The sequence below is a fragment of the Curtobacterium sp. Csp1 genome, from assembly GCF_013347185.1.
This window is the reverse complement of the sequence record NZ_CP054594.1, coordinates 1,343,672-1,358,028: the sequence shown is the minus strand read 5'-3', so window position 1 is coordinate 1,358,028 and position 14,357 is coordinate 1,343,672. Positions and strand designations below refer to the sequence as shown.

The following is a 14,357-nucleotide window of genomic DNA, read 5'->3' as shown; positions in this document are numbered from 1 at the left end:
CGGTGAGCCTACCCGCGACGAGCGGGCGGATCAGGCGTGCGTGAGCGCGATGAGCGCGACGTTCATGGTGCTGTAGGCACCCTCGGACCGGGTTGCCTGCCGGACGCGGCCGCGCAGGACCTCGTAGCGGCCGTCCTGCTCCCGGACGAAGCCGATCACGCCGCTCGCCGGCGTCGAGACGCGGTGGTAACCGTCCTCCAGTGGGACGACCTCTGTGCTCGTCGTGCGCTCCATCGTGCTCCCCTTCCGTTCGTCGTCGAACAGTGGCCGCCAGCATACCCCGCCCGGGGGACAAACCCTCCCCAGGTTGCGCGTCCCGCGGGGTTCTCCCGAAGTCTGTCCGTCCGCGAAGGAGCGTGGATAGCATCGGGGCGACGGCAGCCTGCTCGGCGCGGTCACGGGGTGCGTCGCAGGGCACACCCGACGACGGATGGAGGACGGATGCGAGCGGTCCACGCCCGGACGAGCGCGACGACGGCTTCACACAGAGCGGACTCCGCCGGGGGACAACGGCGGCGCGGACGCCGCGGGTTCCGCGCCCGGCTCGGCGCGGCACTGGTGGCCGTCGGTCTGGTCGTCGGCCCCGTGCTCGTCCCCGTGGCCGCCGCGGACGCCACCGAGCCGGTGGACCTCGCCGGAGCGTACGTGCTCGACGACGCCGGAGCGCTGACGAGCGGGCAGCGGACGCAGGTCGAGCGGGCGATCCAGGACCTGTACGACGAGACGAAGACGCAGCTCTACGTCGTCTACGTCCCCACGTTCACGGACCCGACCGACCACACTGCCTGGGGCGACGCGGTCATCCAGCGGAACCAGATCGGCTCCGACAGCATCGTGCTGTCGGTCGCGGTCGACGACCGGATCGCGGACATCCGGCAGACGACCGAGGGCGTGCTGTCCTCGACGGACGTCAAGAACGCCTACCAGCAGGACGCGGTCCCCCAGCTGCGGGACGGGAACTGGTCGGGCGCGGCGGTCGCGCTCGCGGACGGCCTGGTCGCCAGCCAGGCGCCGCCGGACCTGACCTGGCTGTGGGTCGCGCTCGCCGTCGTCGTGGTCGGCCTGCTCGTCCTGCTGCTCGTCGTCCGAGCACGGAACAAGCGCCGGACGGCAGCGGCCGCGCGGGCGCAGCAGGAGTCGCTCGCGGGACTCGAACGGGCCGCGGGCGGTGCCCTCGTCACCATCGACGACGAGCTCAAGACCGCCGAGCAAGAGGTCGGGTTCGCCGCCGCCCAGTTCGGCGACGACGCCGCGAAGCCCTTCGCCGAGGCGGTCGACGCCGCGAAGCGGTCCGTCCGCCAGGCCTTCGCGTACCAGCAGCAGCTCGACGACGAGGTCCCCGACACCCCGCAGCAGCGCGCCGAGTGGGCGAACCAGATCATCGCGATCTGCGAGCAGGCGCACGCGGCGATCGACGAGCAGACCGAGGCCTTCGACCGCCTCCGAGCGCTCGAGGACGGGGTCGAGGACGCGGCACGGGCGCTCGGGTTCGCGGTGGCCGCCGCTCCCGCCGACCTCGCCGCCGCGCGGGCGGCGCTCGACCGGGTGCGCGGGGCGTACGCCGGCCGGACCCTGGCATCGGTGTCGGACAACGTCGACCAGGCGCAGCAGGTGCTCGACTACGCGACCGAGCGGTCCCGGGCAGCCACGGCCGCGATCGCCGCCGGCGACAAGGGCGAGGCCGTCATCGCCGTGCGGGACGCGCAGCACGCCCTGGCGCAGGTGCAGCAGCTGACCGGCAGTGCGACCGCCGCGGAGACGACCTTCGCCGAGGCCGCTGCCCGCGCGCAGGCGATGCGCGCCGACCTCGAGGGCGACGTCGCCGCGGCGCGTGCGACGCGATCGGGCGACCCGGCCCTCGCCGCAACGGCGACGCAGGCCGACGCGGTGCTCCGGCAGGCGGTCGACCCGCGGGACCCGATCGCGGCGGTCGACGCCCTCACGAAGGCGAACACGGCCATCGACGCCGCGTTGGCCACCGCCCGCAGCCAGCAGGAGCAGCGCGAGCGGGCCCAGCGGGCGCTCGACGACGCGCTGCGGGACGCGCGGACACGGATCAGTCAGGGGCGGGACTTCATCTCCGTGCGCCGCGGCGCCGTCGGCACCACCGCGCGGACCCGGCTGTCCGAGGCCGAGCGGGCGCTCGACGACGCGGTCGACCTCGCCACCTCCGACCCCGCACGTGCGGTGCAGGCGCCGCGGTCGGCGGAGCAGTACGCCGCGGCTGCGATGGACGCGGCGAACGACGACATGGGCGGGTGGCCGGGGCAGGGCGGCGGCGGGAACGGCGCGCAGCTCGGCGGGCTGGTCACCGGCCTCGTGCTCGGCGGACTGCTCGGCGGACGCGGGGGCAGCTTCGGCGGCGGTTCGTTCGGGGGCGGGGGCTTCGGGGGCGGGGGCTTCGGCGGCGGGGGCGGCGGCTTCGGCGGTGGTGGGGGCGGCGGAGGCGGCGGGTTCTCCGGCGGCGGCCGCTTCTGACCTCCGGGACTCCCCACCGCCCGCCCAGCGACACCTCCCCCGGCAGACCGCCGGACCGCCCATCCAGATCACCAGTCAGACCACCGACGGACCTCCCAGGAAAGGCAACGCACATGGCAAAGCAGACCATCTTCGGCCGGATCTCCGCGCTCATCCGCGCGAACGTGAACCAGATCATCGACGACGCCGAGGACCCGCAGAAGATGCTGGACCAGCTCGTCCGCGACTACACGAACAACATCGCGGACGCCAAGACCGCGATCGCGCAGACGATCGGCAACCTCCGCCTGCTCGAGCAGGACCACGAGGAGGACAAGCGCGCCGCCACCGAGTGGGGGCAGAAGGCCGCGAACGCCTCGTCGGCCGCGGACAAGTACCGCGCCGAGGGCAAGACGGCCGAGGCGGACAAGTTCGACAACCTCGCGAAGATCGCCATCGGCAAGCAGATCGCCGCCGAACAAGAGGTCAAGGACAACGAGGGCCCGCTCGCCACCCAGAACGAGCAGGTCGAGAAGCTCAAGTCCGGTCTGGCCGGCATGGAGCAGAAGCTCGAGCAGCTCAAGTCCAAGCGCGACTCGCTCGTCGCCCGCCAGAAGACCGCCGAGGCACAGTCGAAGGTGAACGACGCCATCGGCAACATCGACATCACCGACCCGACGAGCGACCTCAACCGCTTCGAGGAGAAGGTCCGCCGCGAGGAGGCGAAGGTCCTCGGACAGCAGGAGCTCCAGTCGTCGAGCCTGGACGCGCAGTTCGAGAGCCTCGAGGACGTCGGCCGGGACGCCGAGGTCGAGGCGCGACTCGCCGCGCTGAAGAACGGCGGGTCGTCGACGATCTGACCCGACACGCTGGTGCGGACGGCGCCGGGCCGTGCTGACAGACTGAGACGATGCAGTTCCTCGTCGTCGGGCAGTGGCAGGGTTCGGCGTCGTCGCGGGCGATGCGCCTCGGCGACGGCGCCCAGGCCGTCGCAGCCGATCTCCCCCGTGCCGCCACCACCGTCGTCGACGTGCCCGCGGGCGCAGGCGACCGACTCGAGACCGCCGTCGCGCGCTACACCTCGGTCCGCTCGGTCGCCGAGCGCGTCGCCGAGGAGGTCGGGGTCGCGAGCGAACCCGTGCTCGTCGTCGGCGGGGACGGCTCGAGCGTGCTCGGGGCAACGGTGCTCGTGCGTCCCGGCACGGCCTTCGTCCGGATCGCCGGGTCGAGCGGGTACCGCGCTCTGAACCGCGCCCAACCCGTAGCCGCGGAGACCGCGGTGCTCCGGCTGCTCGTCGACCGGCCGGACGACCTGTTCCCGGACCTGCCCGTCGTCGACCCAGCGGCCGTCGTCGTCGCGGGCATCCGCGGCACCGAGGACGCCGAGCTCGCCGCGCTCGACCGGGTCGGGATCACGCACCTCGACGTGGACGACGCGACCCCGGACACCCTCGACGCCGCCGTCACCGCGACCGGAGCCGACGCGGTGTTCGTGCACGTCGACCTCGACGTCCTGGACCCGTCCGAGGTCGACGGGCTGCTCGAACCCGTGCCGTTCGGACTCGACGCGGCGGCACTCGTCGCGCAGATCCAGGCGGCGACCCGCGGCCGACGGCTCGTCGGTGCGGCGCTGACGGGGTTCGCGCCGGTCGACCCCGAGCGGGCCGTCGACGACCTCGGCGTGATCCTGCGCGCGGTCGGCGCCCTCACCACGGCGTCCCGCGCGTAGCGGGCGGTTCCGCGCATCGGGAGCCGTCCCGCGTATCGGAGGACATCTCGCGCATCGCAGGCCCTTCCGCGCATCGGAGGACGTCCCGCGCATCGCAGGCCCTTCCGCGCATCGGAGGACGTCCCGCGCATCAGGTGTCGTCCGTTCCGACCCCAGACGCGCGGGCCCGCATCCCATGTCGCGCGCGATGGGATCGATCGCTCACCCGCACCTCCACGCTCACCCGCGCCTCCACACGCACCCGCACCTGCATCCGCACCTGACCCCGCACCGACCCCACCGCGCTGCGCGACGGGCGCGAACCGTCCTCGGCCGCCGACTCCGACGCGCCATCCGGACCGATACCCATCGCACCCGGACGCCCCTCCGGCGGCCTGCGTACGCTCGGGCACATGACGGACTACGACCTCATCGTGATCGGCGCCGGCGCAGTCGGCGAGAACGTGGCGGACTACGCCCACAAGCGCGGCCTCTCGGTCGCCGTGGTCGAGGCCGAGCTGGTCGGCGGCGAGTGCTCGTACTGGGCGTGCATGCCCTCGAAGGCGCTCCTGCGCAGCGGGCACGCGGTCGCGGCGGCGAAGCGACTCGAGGGCGCCGCCCAGGCCGTGACGGGTGACCTCGACGCCGCGAAGGTGCTCGCCCGTCGCAACTCGTTCACCTCGGACTGGAAGGACGACGGACAGGTCGCGTGGCTCGAGTCCGCCGACATCGCGCTCATCCGCGGCCACGCGCGCATCACCGGCGAGAAGACCGTCGAGGTCGCCGGCGAGACCCACACCGCCCGTGCCGCCGTCGCCGTCGTGACCGGGTCGCTGCACCAGCTCCCCGACGTCCCCGGCCTGGCCGAGGCGAAGCCCTGGGGCACCCGCGAGGGCACCAGCGCCCAGCACGTCCCCGAGAGCCTGCTCGTGATCGGCGGCGGTGTCGCCGGCTCCGAGCTCGCGACCGCCTGGGCGTCCCTCGGCGCGAAGGTCACCCTGGTCGCCCGGCACGGCCTGCTCGGCGGCATGGAGCCCTTCGCGGGCGAGCTCGTCGCGGACGCCATGCGGGAGCTCGGCATCGACGTCCGGACGGGCGTCAACCCGACCCGTGTCGACCGGGACGAGCACGGCCTGGTCACGACGACCCTCGACGACGGCACGACCCTGGTGACGAGCGAGGTGCTCGCCGCCACCGGTCGGTCGCCGCACACCGCCGAACTCGGCCTCGAGACCGTCGGGCTGACCCCCGGCGACTGGCTGCAGGTCGACGACACGATGCTCGTGCAGGGCACCGACTGGCTCTACGCCGTCGGTGACGTCAACCACCGGGCGCTCCTGACCCACCAGGGCAAGTACCAGGCGCGTGCCGCGGGCGAGGCGATCGCCGCACGGCACCAGGGCCGTCCGGTGCACACCGAGCCGTGGGGCGCGCACGTCGCGACGGCCGACCACGCCGCGGTGCCGCAGGTGACCTTCACGGACCCGGAGGTCGCGAGCGTCGGCCTGACCGAGGACGCTGCTCGCAAGCAGGGGCTGACCGTCCGCGCCGTCGAGTACGACCTGGGCGCCGTCGCCGGTTCCGCACTGCAGGCCGACGGGTACACCGGGCGCGCGAAGATGGTCGTCGACGAGGACCGCGGGGTCGTCGTCGGCGTGACCTTCGTCGGTCAGGACGTCGCCGAGATGCTCCACGCCGCGACGGTCGCCGTCGTCGGCGAGGTCCCGGTCGACCGCCTCTGGCACGCCGTCCCGGCCTACCCGACCATGAACGAGGTCTGGCTGCGCCTGCTCGAGACCTACGGCCGCCCGGAGTAGCGGTGCGGAACCCGCTCCTCGACTCCCCCGTGTCGCGGGCCGGCTGGCTGTTCGCCACGGCCGTCGGCCTCGCGATCGGCGTGCCGCTGTCGACCGGCAGGATCCGGGTCGTCGACGGGCTGGTGGTCTGCAGCGGCCTGCCCCGGTGGGTCTTCCGCCGCGGCGGGACCTGCGTGGGATCGGTGTACCTGACGCGCGACAACGACGGCGACCGGGTGCTCCGGCACGAGCGCGTGCACGTCACGCAGTGGCGCCGCTACGGCATGGCCATGCCGCTGCTCTACGCACTCGCGGGCCGCGATCCCCTGCGCAACCGCTTCGAGGTCGAGGCCGGCCTCGAGGACGGCGGCTACGTCCGCTGACGCCGACGCTCGCCGAGCGTGCCAGATCTGGCACGTTCGGCGTGCTCGAGCGACGAATTGTGCCCTCCGGGCGGACGTGAGCGGCGTGTCCTGACCACTCGCGGGTGACCAAGCACGGCGGGGGCGAGCGCGCGATGCGAGCGCGCGTCAGGCGGCGCGGCGCCGCGGGACGACCAGGGGCGTGCCCGTCTCGGGGTCCGGGACGACCACGCACGGCAGGCCGAAGACGTCCTCGACGAGCTCGGCGGTCAGGACGTCGGCCGGACGCCCCTGCGCGACGATCGACCCCGCCCGCATCGCGACGAGGTGCGTGGCGTACCGCGCCGCCTGGTTGAGGTCGTGGAGCACCGCGACGACCGTGCGTCCGGCCGCGTGCAGCGCAGAGGCCAGTTCGAGCACGTCGTACTGGTGCGCGATGTCGAGGAACGTCGTCGGCTCGTCGAGCAGGACGATGTCGGTCTCCTGCGCGAGCACCATCGCGATCCAGACGCGCTGCCGCTGCCCGCCGGAGAGCTCCCCGACGCTGCGGTCGGCGAGCGTCACGGTGTCGGTCTGCTCGAGCGCGGCCTGGACGGCGGTGCGGTCGGAGCCCGACGAGGGGTGCAGCAGGTCCTGGTGCGGGAACCGGCCGCGGGAGACGAGGTCGCGGACGGTGATGCCCTCGGGGGCGATGGGGGTCTGCGGGAGCATGCCGACCCGGCGCGCGACGGCCTTCGGGCGGTAGGACGTGATCGGCGCGCCGTCGAGGTACACCGTGCCCGCGCGGGGCGTCAGGGTCCGGGCGAACGCCTTGAGGAGCGTCGACTTGCCGCACGCGTTCGGACCGACGACGACCGTGAGCTCACCGTCCGGCACGTCGACGTCGAGGGCGTCCACCACGACGCGGTCCTCGTACGCGAGCGTCAGCCCGCGGGCGCCGAGCGCCGTCGTCGGGAGCGCCGAGGGGGTGGAAGTGTTCAGTGCTCGGCCCTGCCGTGCCGCCAGTAGCCCATGAACGCGACCTGTTCCCGGGCGATGCCGACACCGCGCACGAGGTGGCGCCGGAGCTCCTTGACGCAGCTGGCCTCCCCCGCGATCCACGCGTAGACGGGGCGCTCCTCGGCGGCGGCGGGGACGTCCCAGAGCACCTGCTCGTCGACGTCGAGATCTGCGTCGACATCCGCGTCGACCGGGGCGAGTGCGACCGTGGGCGCGACCGCGGCGGCAGCGCCTCGGCCGCCGACGACGTCCGACGCCCACGCGTGCACCTGGTGGGTCATGCGCTCGCCGTGCGAGGCGCCGTTCCGGGCGATCCAGCGGACCTCGACCCCGGCGGGCGCGGACACCGGCAGGCGGTCGGCGTCGGTCGGGACCTCGATGAAGACGTGGCCGACGGCCGTGACGTCGAGGGCCTCGAGGATGGCGCAGATCGCCGGCGCCGCGGTCTCGTCGCCGGCGAGCAGGATGCGGTCGGCGCGCCCCGGGGCGAACTCGGCGGCACCGCTCGGGAGCTCGGCCGGCGAGGACGGGACCGCCGGACCGACGATGCGGAGCTCGTCGCCGACGCGGCAGCCCGAGACCCAGCGGGACGCAGGGCCGGTGTCGCCGTGCGCGACGAAGTCGATGTCGAGCTCGCGGGCGTCCGGACGGAACGAGCGGACCGTGTAGGTGCGCAGCGGGTTCCGCACGGCGTCCGGCAGCGCGCGCCAGGCGCCGTACCAGTCGTCGCCGTCGGGCAGGTCGGTGAAGCCGTGGCCCGGGATCGGCAGCACGATCTTGATCCGCTGGTCGAGCCCCACCGCGGAGAACTCCGCGAGGGCGTCTCCGGACAGCGTCACCCGGACGAACGAGGGGGTCAGCGCGGACACGGCCGTCACGCGGACGGAGAAGACGCGGTACCGGGCAGCCACGAACGCAAGTATGGCATGCCTCACCTAACCGTTCCAGGGTGGAACGGGGTACCCCGGACGGTGCGAGGATCGTCCCCGTGCACGAACCCGACGACGAATTCTCGGACCTGGCCGCGCTCGCCGCCGCGAGCGGCGTGACGGAGCCGCTCCGCGCCTCCAGGCAGGTGGTCCGCGGCGACGACGGACGCGAGACCGCCGCGATCCGGTGGGACACGGCGGACGGACGGGAGGCACGGATCACCTACCTGCACGGGCTCGGCATCGACGCGCACAGCTTCGACCAGACCGCGCTCGCCGTCGGCGAGCCGGCGGTCGCCCTCGACCTGCCGGGACATGGCCGGTCGAGCTGGCGCGACGACGCGGACTACGGCGCCGCGGTCACCGCCCCGCAGGTGCTCGCCGCGCTCGACGCGCTCGACGTGCCGCCGGGGATCGTCGTCGGGCACTCGCTCGGGGCGATCCTCGCCGCGCGGCTGGCGTCGCTCGCGCCGGAGCAGGTGACCGGTCTCGTGCTCGTCGACATGTCGCCGGACTTCGCGCAGCGGGCCGTCGACCGGATCGCGCGGGCGCTCGAGGACGAGGAGCCGTTCGCGTCCCTCGACGAGGTGGTCGACCGTGCCGTCGAGGCCCGCGTCGGCGACGACCGGCAGGTGCTGCTCCGCGAGGCGCGGCACACCACCCGGCTCGGCGCCGACGGCCGGCTCGTCCGTCGGCACCACTTCCCGCACCTGCCCGCCGGCCGGACCGCCTCGGTGGGCCGCTTCGCCGACGCGTGGCCGGACCTCGAGGCGCTGGACGTCCCACTGCTGCTCGTCCGGGGGGACCGCGGCTACGTCTCCCCGAAGCTGCACACCGGGTTCGTCGAGCGCCTGCCCGACGCCCGGGTCGTGACGGTCACGGCCCGGCACGCGGTGCAGAACCAGGCACCCCTCGAACTGGCCACGGCGATCCGGGCATGGGCCGAGGACCACGGATTGTTGCACCCCGTGGAGAAACCGTCCCCCGACGGTCCGGTTGGTCGGTAGCCTCTTGCGAGCGCGACGCGACGACCGTCGCTCCCACGCGCCCGGAAGGAACCCACAACCCATGAGTCCGCTCCTCCCCCGCCTGGGTCGACGTGCAGCACGCGTCGCCCTCGCCAGCACGGCCGTCGCGGTCGTCTCGGCCCTCGCCCTGACCGGGTGCTCGGGATCGTCGAACGAACAGGGCGGCGCCGACGCGACCGTCCGGATCGGGCTCGTCCTCGAACCGACCAGCCTGGACATCCGCACGCAGTCCGGTGCCGCACTCGACCAGGTGCTCATCGACAACGTGTACCAGGGGCTCGTCGGCCGGGCGGCGGACGGCAGCGGTGCGATCCACGACGTGCTCGCGTCGAAGCACGAGGTCTCGGCCGACGGGCTCACCTACACGTTCACGCTCCGCGACGGGACGACGTTCCAGGACGGCAAGCCGGTCACCGCGGCCGACGTCGTGTGGTCGCTCCAGCAGGTCAAGGACAACGCGTCCTACGTCGACTCCGCGCAGCTCGCGAACGTCCGGTCGATCGCGTCGCCGTCGTCGGACCAGGTCGTCCTGACGCTGTCGAAGCCGGACTCCGACCTGCTCTGGAACCTGACCGGCCGCGCGGGACTCGTGCTCGAGCAGGCCGCGAAGAACGACCTGTCGGACTCCGCGAACGGCACCGGCCCGTACGAGGTGTCGAGCTGGAAGCAGGGCGACGCGCTCGTCTTCGCCCGGAACGCCGACTACTGGGGCACGAAGGCGAAGGTCGCCAAGGTCGAGTTCCGGTACATCACCGACGGGTCCGCGGCCGTGAACGCGATGGCCGCGGGCGACCTGGACGTGCAGACCTCGGTCGACGGCACGCTGAAGAGCCAGCTCGAGGGCAACGCCGACATCTCGCTGCACACCGGCAAGACGACCGACAAGTACACGCTCGCGTTCAACGACCGCAAGGCGCCCTTCACCGACGTCAAGGTCCGCAAGGCGATCCGGCAGGCGATCGACCCGAAGGCGCTCATCAAGGCGATCGGTGGGACCGGGGTGCCGCAGGGCGGGCCGATCCCGGAGCTCGACCCGGGCTACCAGGACCTGACCGACATCGACGCGTACGACCCCGCGGCCGCGAAGCAGCTGCTCGCCGAGGCCGGCGCGAAGGACCTCAAGCTCACCCTGACCTACCCGAACATCTACGCGGCGACGATCGGCGACGTGCTGAAGTCACAGCTCGCGGACGTCGGCATCACGCTGAGCGTCCAGCGCGTCGACTTCGCCACGTGGTTGTCGCAGGTGTTCGAGAAGCACGACTTCGACCTGTCGATGGTCAACCACGTCGAGTCGCGGGACTTCGGCAACTGGGCGAACCCGGACTACTACTTCGGGTACGACAACCCCGAGGTGCAGGCCCTGTACGCGCAGTCCGTCGCGGCGACCGACCAGGCCGACAAGACGAGGGCGCTCGAGCAGGCGGCCCGGATCGTCAGCGAGGACGCCGCCGGCGAGTGGCTCTACACGGCGACGTCGGTCACCGCGGTCCGCAAGGGCGTGACGGGCGTGCCGTTCGACGGCACGAACTCCCGCCTGGACCTCGCGCAGCTGGCGGTGCGGTGACCGGGGTCGCCGCTGCCGGGCCCGTAGCATCGGACTCGTGACCCGGTTCCTCGTCGGGCGACTGCTGCTGCTCGTCGTCGGTCTGCTCGTGGCGAGCATCATCGTGTTCGCCGTGCTCCGGGTGCTCCCCGGCGACGTCGCGCAGGTCGTCGCCGGCACGCAGGCGTCCCCGGCGCAGGTCGAGCAGCTCCGCCAGCAGCTCGGCCTGGACCGGCCGGTCGTGGTGCAGTACGTCGACTGGATCGGCGGGCTGCTGCACGGCGACCTCGGCCGCTCGCTCGTCACCGGGGGCCAGGTCGCCCCCGAGCTGACCCAGAAGCTCGCGGTCACGCTGCCCCTCGCCGGGATGTCGCTCGCCGCGGCCCTCGTGCTCGGCGTGCCGCTCGGGGTGCTCGCCGCGGTGCTGCGGCGCCGCGCGGGCGGTGCCGTGATCGCCTTCGTCGCCCAGGCCGTCGCCGCGATCCCGATCGTCTGGGCGGGGCTGCTGCTCATCGCGCTGTTCGCCGTGACGCTCCGGTGGCTCCCACCGCAGGGCTTCCCGCTCGACGGCTGGGGCGAACCCGGGCGGGCGTTCTCGGCGCTCGTGCTCCCCGCGCTCACGATCGGCGCCGTCGAAGGCGCCGTGATCCTGCGTTTCACCCGGTCGGCCACGCTCGGGGTGCTCGACGCCGACCACGTCCGCACCGCCGCCGCGATCGGGCTCACCCGGACGCAGGCGCTCGTGCGGCACGGGCTGCCGTCCGTGGCGCTCACGGTGCTCGCGGTGCTCGGTGTGCAGATCGCCGGGCTGCTCGTCGGCGCCGTCGTCGTCGAGCAGCTGTTCTCGCTGCCCGGTGTCGGCCGGATGCTCGTCACCGACGTCGGCCGGCGGGACGTCACGAAGGTGCAGTCCGAGCTCCTCGTGCTCACCGGGCTCGTCCTGCTCGTCGGCTTCGCGGTCGACGTGCTGCACCGCGTGCTCGACCCCCGGCAACGCGAGGTGCACGAGTGACCCGCCGACTCGTCGCCCGGCCGACCGGGGTGTTCGCCGTCGTGGTCCTCGGCCTGCTCGTGGTCCTGGCCGCCGTGTCCCTCGTGTGGACGCCGCAGGACCCCTTCCGCACCGACCCGTTCCGGCAGTGGTCCGGGCCGAGCGCGGCGCACTGGTTCGGCACCGACGCCTCCGGACGGGACATCGCGAGCTACCTCCTCGCCGGCACGCGGACGACGGTGCTCGTCGCCGTGGGGTCGGGGGTCATCGCGAGCGTCGTCGGCATCGTGCTCACCGCGGTCGGCTCGCTCACCGCCCGGTGGGTCCGCGAGGGCACGGCCGTCCTGCTCGACATCCTCGTGGCGTTCCCCACGCTGTTGACGGCGATGCTGCTCACCGCGGTGTTCGGCGGTTCGCTCGGCGTCGTGGTCGTGAGCGTCGGGCTGTCCTTCGGCGTGACGATCGCCCGCGTGGCCCGCGGCGAGATCCGCCGGATCGCGCGCAGCGACTACGTCGTCGCGGCACGGGCGTCCGGCGTGGGACCGCTCGGGGTGCTCACCCGGCACCTCGTGCCGAACGCGGCGCCGCTGTTCACCGTGCAGCTCTCGCTCGCGATGGCGACCGCGGTCCTGGCCGAGGCCGGGCTGTCGTACCTGGGCTACGGCGCCGGTTCGGACACCGCGTCGTGGGGTAGCATGCTCGCCGACCTGCAGACCTACGTGGGCGTCCACCCGTGGAGCGCCGCGTGGCCGGGGGCCGCGATCGCCCTCGTGGTCGCCGCGCTCTCGCTGCTCGGCGACGCAGTGCGGGACGCGACGGACCCGCGGCTGACGACGGGCGACCGGGCGTCCGACCCGACCACGACCTCGCCGACGACCCCGGGGGTGACCGCGTGACGGACGCACACGACCGCGTGACGCACGCACACGAGCGCGGGCCGGACCCGCGCGCCGGACTCGGGGTCTCGGGTCTCTCGGTGCGCATCGCGGGGCGGACGGTCCTGGACCGTGTGTCGTTCACCGTGCCTCCCGGCCGTCGCGTCGGCGTGATCGGCGCGTCCGGATCCGGGAAGTCGATGACCTCGCTCGCCCTGATGGGGCTGGAGCCCACCGGTGCGCAGGTGACCGGCAGCATCCGCCTGGACGGGCGGGAGCTCGTCGGCCTGCCCGACCGCGAGCGGGCGAAGCACCGCGGCGCGGACCTGGGCATGGTGTTCCAGGAACCGGGCACGGCGCTCGACCCGCTCCGACGGGTCGGCGCCCAGGTCGCGGAGCCCCTCCGGCTGCACCGCGGCCTGGATCGTCGTGCCGCGCGGACCGCCGCCGTCGCACTGGCCGACGCGGTGGGTCTGCCGGACCCGGCGTCGCTCCTGCGGCAGTACCCGCACCAGCTGTCCGGCGGGCAGCGGCAGCGCATCTGCATCGCGATGGCGATGGCCGGGTCGCCCGCCTACCTGATCGCCGACGAGCCGACCACGGCGCTCGACGTCACGACCGAGGCCCGGATCCTCGAGCTGTTCGAGCGGCTGTCCTCGGCACGCGGCACCGGGATGCTGTTCGTGACGCACGACCTCGCCGTGCTCGCGCGCATCGCCGACACCGCCGTCGTGCTGCACGAGGGGCGCGTCGTCGAGCAGGGGCCGGTCCGCACCCTGCTCGGGGCGCCGCAGCACCCCGCCACGACCGCACTCGTCGAGGCCGCCCGCGCCACCGCCAGGAGGACCCCGTGACCACGCCCTCCGCAGCGCCGCAGCCGGACGCCCTGCCCGTCCTGGCCGGGACCGGGCTGCACCGCACGTACCGGCCCCCCCGCCGTGGGCCGTTCGAGCCCGGCCCGGTCCGCACCGCCGTCGACGGGATCGACCTGACGGTCGCTCCCGGCGCCCGGCTCGGGATCGTCGGCGAGTCCGGGTCCGGCAAGTCCACCCTGGTGCGGCTGCTCGCCGGCCTGGAGGCGCCTTCCGCCGGCACCGTGACCGCCTCCGGTCGTCCCGTGGTCGCGTCCGCCTCCGCTGCCGCGATGCGGTGGTTCCGTCGCGAGACGGGCGTCGTGTTCCAGGACCCCTACGCGTCGCTCGACCCGCGGATGCGCGTGGGCACGATCATCGCCGAGCCGCTCCGGGCACTGCGGATCCCCGGCGACCACCGGGAGCTGGTGCGGCGGGTCCTCGAGCGGGTCGACCTGCCGGTGGACGCCGTGGACCGGTACCCGCACGAGTTCTCCGGCGGGCAGCGGCAGCGGATCGCGATCGCCCGGGCGGTGGTGCACGAGCCGCGGATCCTGTTCGGGGACGAGCCGATGAGCGCCCTCGACGTGGTGGTCCGCGCGCGCGTGATCGACCTGTTCCGCTCGCTCGCGGACGACCTCGGGTTGACGCTCGTCCTCGTGTCGCACGACATCGGCGTGGTGCAGCGGCTGTGCGACACCGTGGCGGTGCTGTCCGAGGGGCGGATCGTCGAGCACGGCCCGGTCGCGCTGCTGGACGACCCGCAGCACGACGTCACGCGGGCGCTGGTGGCGGCGGCGCCGACGCTGCCGTAG

Annotated in this window: 14 protein-coding genes; 11 read left to right on the top strand and 3 right to left on the bottom strand. The window is 73.8% G+C overall.

Annotation, left to right across the window (positions count from 1 at the left end; genetic code table 11):
• Positions 1–30: 30 nt before the first annotated feature.
• Positions 31–234 (bottom strand): hypothetical protein, encoded by a 204-nt coding sequence (locus HUN58_RS06635; protein WP_058729997.1) that lies wholly within the window; start codon positions 232–234, stop codon positions 31–33.
• Between the two features lie 324 nt (positions 235–558).
• On the opposite strand from HUN58_RS06635, the gene HUN58_RS06630 reads away from it, so the two are divergent.
• The 5 genes from HUN58_RS06630 (at position 559) to HUN58_RS06610 (ending at position 6,344) form a co-directional block, all read left to right on the top strand.
• Positions 559–2,478: a YgcG family protein gene (locus HUN58_RS06630; protein ID WP_208745444.1), complete on the top strand. Its 1,920-nt coding sequence runs from the start codon at positions 559–561 to the stop codon at positions 2,476–2,478.
• A 113-nt stretch (positions 2,479–2,591) separates the two neighbouring features.
• The gene (locus HUN58_RS06625; protein ID WP_058740646.1) at positions 2,592–3,317 is read left to right on the top strand and encodes a PspA/IM30 family protein; all 726 of its coding nucleotides are present in this window, start codon (positions 2,592–2,594) and stop codon (positions 3,315–3,317) included.
• Positions 3,318–3,367: 50 nt separating this feature from the next.
• Positions 3,368–4,186 (top strand): arginase family protein, encoded by an 819-nt coding sequence (locus HUN58_RS06620; protein WP_141861897.1) that lies wholly within the window; start codon positions 3,368–3,370, stop codon positions 4,184–4,186.
• A gap of 392 nt (positions 4,187–4,578) precedes the next feature.
• On the top strand, positions 4,579–5,982 hold the full coding sequence (locus tag HUN58_RS06615) for an NAD(P)/FAD-dependent oxidoreductase (RefSeq protein WP_114850018.1): 1,404 nt from the start codon (positions 4,579–4,581) through the stop codon (positions 5,980–5,982).
• A gap of 2 nt (positions 5,983–5,984) precedes the next feature.
• Entirely contained in the window at positions 5,985–6,344 is a 360-nt protein-coding gene (locus HUN58_RS06610) for a Fe-S oxidoreductase (protein WP_175325499.1), read from the top strand.
• Positions 6,345–6,491: 147 nt separating this feature from the next.
• Here the strand turns inward: HUN58_RS06610 and HUN58_RS06605 are convergent, their stop codons facing one another.
• Positions 6,492–7,304 carry an ABC transporter ATP-binding protein gene (locus HUN58_RS06605; protein ID WP_180226021.1) on the bottom strand — a complete coding sequence of 271 codons (813 nt, stop codon included), beginning with the start codon at positions 7,302–7,304 and terminating at the stop codon, positions 6,492–6,494.
• On the bottom strand, positions 7,301–8,233 hold the full coding sequence (locus tag HUN58_RS06600; protein ID WP_229666817.1) for a siderophore-interacting protein: 933 nt from the start codon (positions 8,231–8,233) through the stop codon (positions 7,301–7,303). Before HUN58_RS06600 ends, HUN58_RS06605 begins: the two co-directional genes overlap by 4 nt.
• 77 nt (positions 8,234–8,310) lie before the next feature.
• On the opposite strand from HUN58_RS06600, the gene HUN58_RS06595 reads away from it, so the two are divergent.
• The 6 genes from HUN58_RS06595 (at position 8,311) to HUN58_RS06570 (ending at position 14,357) form a co-directional block, all read left to right on the top strand.
• Positions 8,311–9,258, top strand: coding sequence for an alpha/beta fold hydrolase (locus HUN58_RS06595; RefSeq protein WP_180225396.1), 948 nt, complete (start codon positions 8,311–8,313; stop codon positions 9,256–9,258).
• A 61-nt stretch (positions 9,259–9,319) separates the two neighbouring features.
• Entirely contained in the window at positions 9,320–10,846 is a 1,527-nt protein-coding gene (locus HUN58_RS06590; RefSeq protein WP_180225397.1) for an ABC transporter substrate-binding protein, read from the top strand.
• A 37-nt stretch (positions 10,847–10,883) separates the two neighbouring features.
• Positions 10,884–11,837, top strand: coding sequence for an ABC transporter permease (locus tag HUN58_RS06585; protein ID WP_058740651.1), 954 nt, complete (start codon positions 10,884–10,886; stop codon positions 11,835–11,837).
• Positions 11,834–12,712, top strand: coding sequence for an ABC transporter permease (locus HUN58_RS06580; protein ID WP_180225398.1), 879 nt, complete (start codon positions 11,834–11,836; stop codon positions 12,710–12,712). Before HUN58_RS06585 ends, HUN58_RS06580 begins: the two co-directional genes overlap by 4 nt.
• Positions 12,709–13,545 (top strand): ABC transporter ATP-binding protein, encoded by an 837-nt coding sequence (locus HUN58_RS06575; RefSeq protein ID WP_254631633.1) that lies wholly within the window; start codon positions 12,709–12,711, stop codon positions 13,543–13,545. Before HUN58_RS06580 ends, HUN58_RS06575 begins: the two co-directional genes overlap by 4 nt.
• Positions 13,546–13,601: 56 nt before the next feature.
• A complete protein-coding gene (locus HUN58_RS06570) occupies positions 13,602–14,357 on the top strand; it encodes an ABC transporter ATP-binding protein (protein WP_254631675.1) in 756 nt (251 codons plus the stop codon).

Bases quoted from the DNA above. Each gene is read 5' to 3' on its own strand.
- HUN58_RS06625 (WP_058740646.1), top strand. From the start codon at position 2,592: ATGGCAAAGCAGACCATCTTCGGCCGGATCTCCGCGCTCATCCGCGCG.
- HUN58_RS06590 (WP_180225397.1), top strand. From the start codon at position 9,320: ATGAGTCCGCTCCTCCCCCGCCTGGGTCGACGTGCAGCACGCGTCGCC.
- HUN58_RS06615 (WP_114850018.1), top strand. From the start codon at position 4,579: ATGACGGACTACGACCTCATCGTGATCGGCGCCGGCGCAGTCGGCGAG.
- HUN58_RS06635 (WP_058729997.1), bottom strand. From the start codon at position 234: ATGGAGCGCACGACGAGCACAGAGGTCGTCCCACTGGAGGACGGTTAC.
- HUN58_RS06620 (WP_141861897.1), top strand. From the start codon at position 3,368: ATGCAGTTCCTCGTCGTCGGGCAGTGGCAGGGTTCGGCGTCGTCGCGG.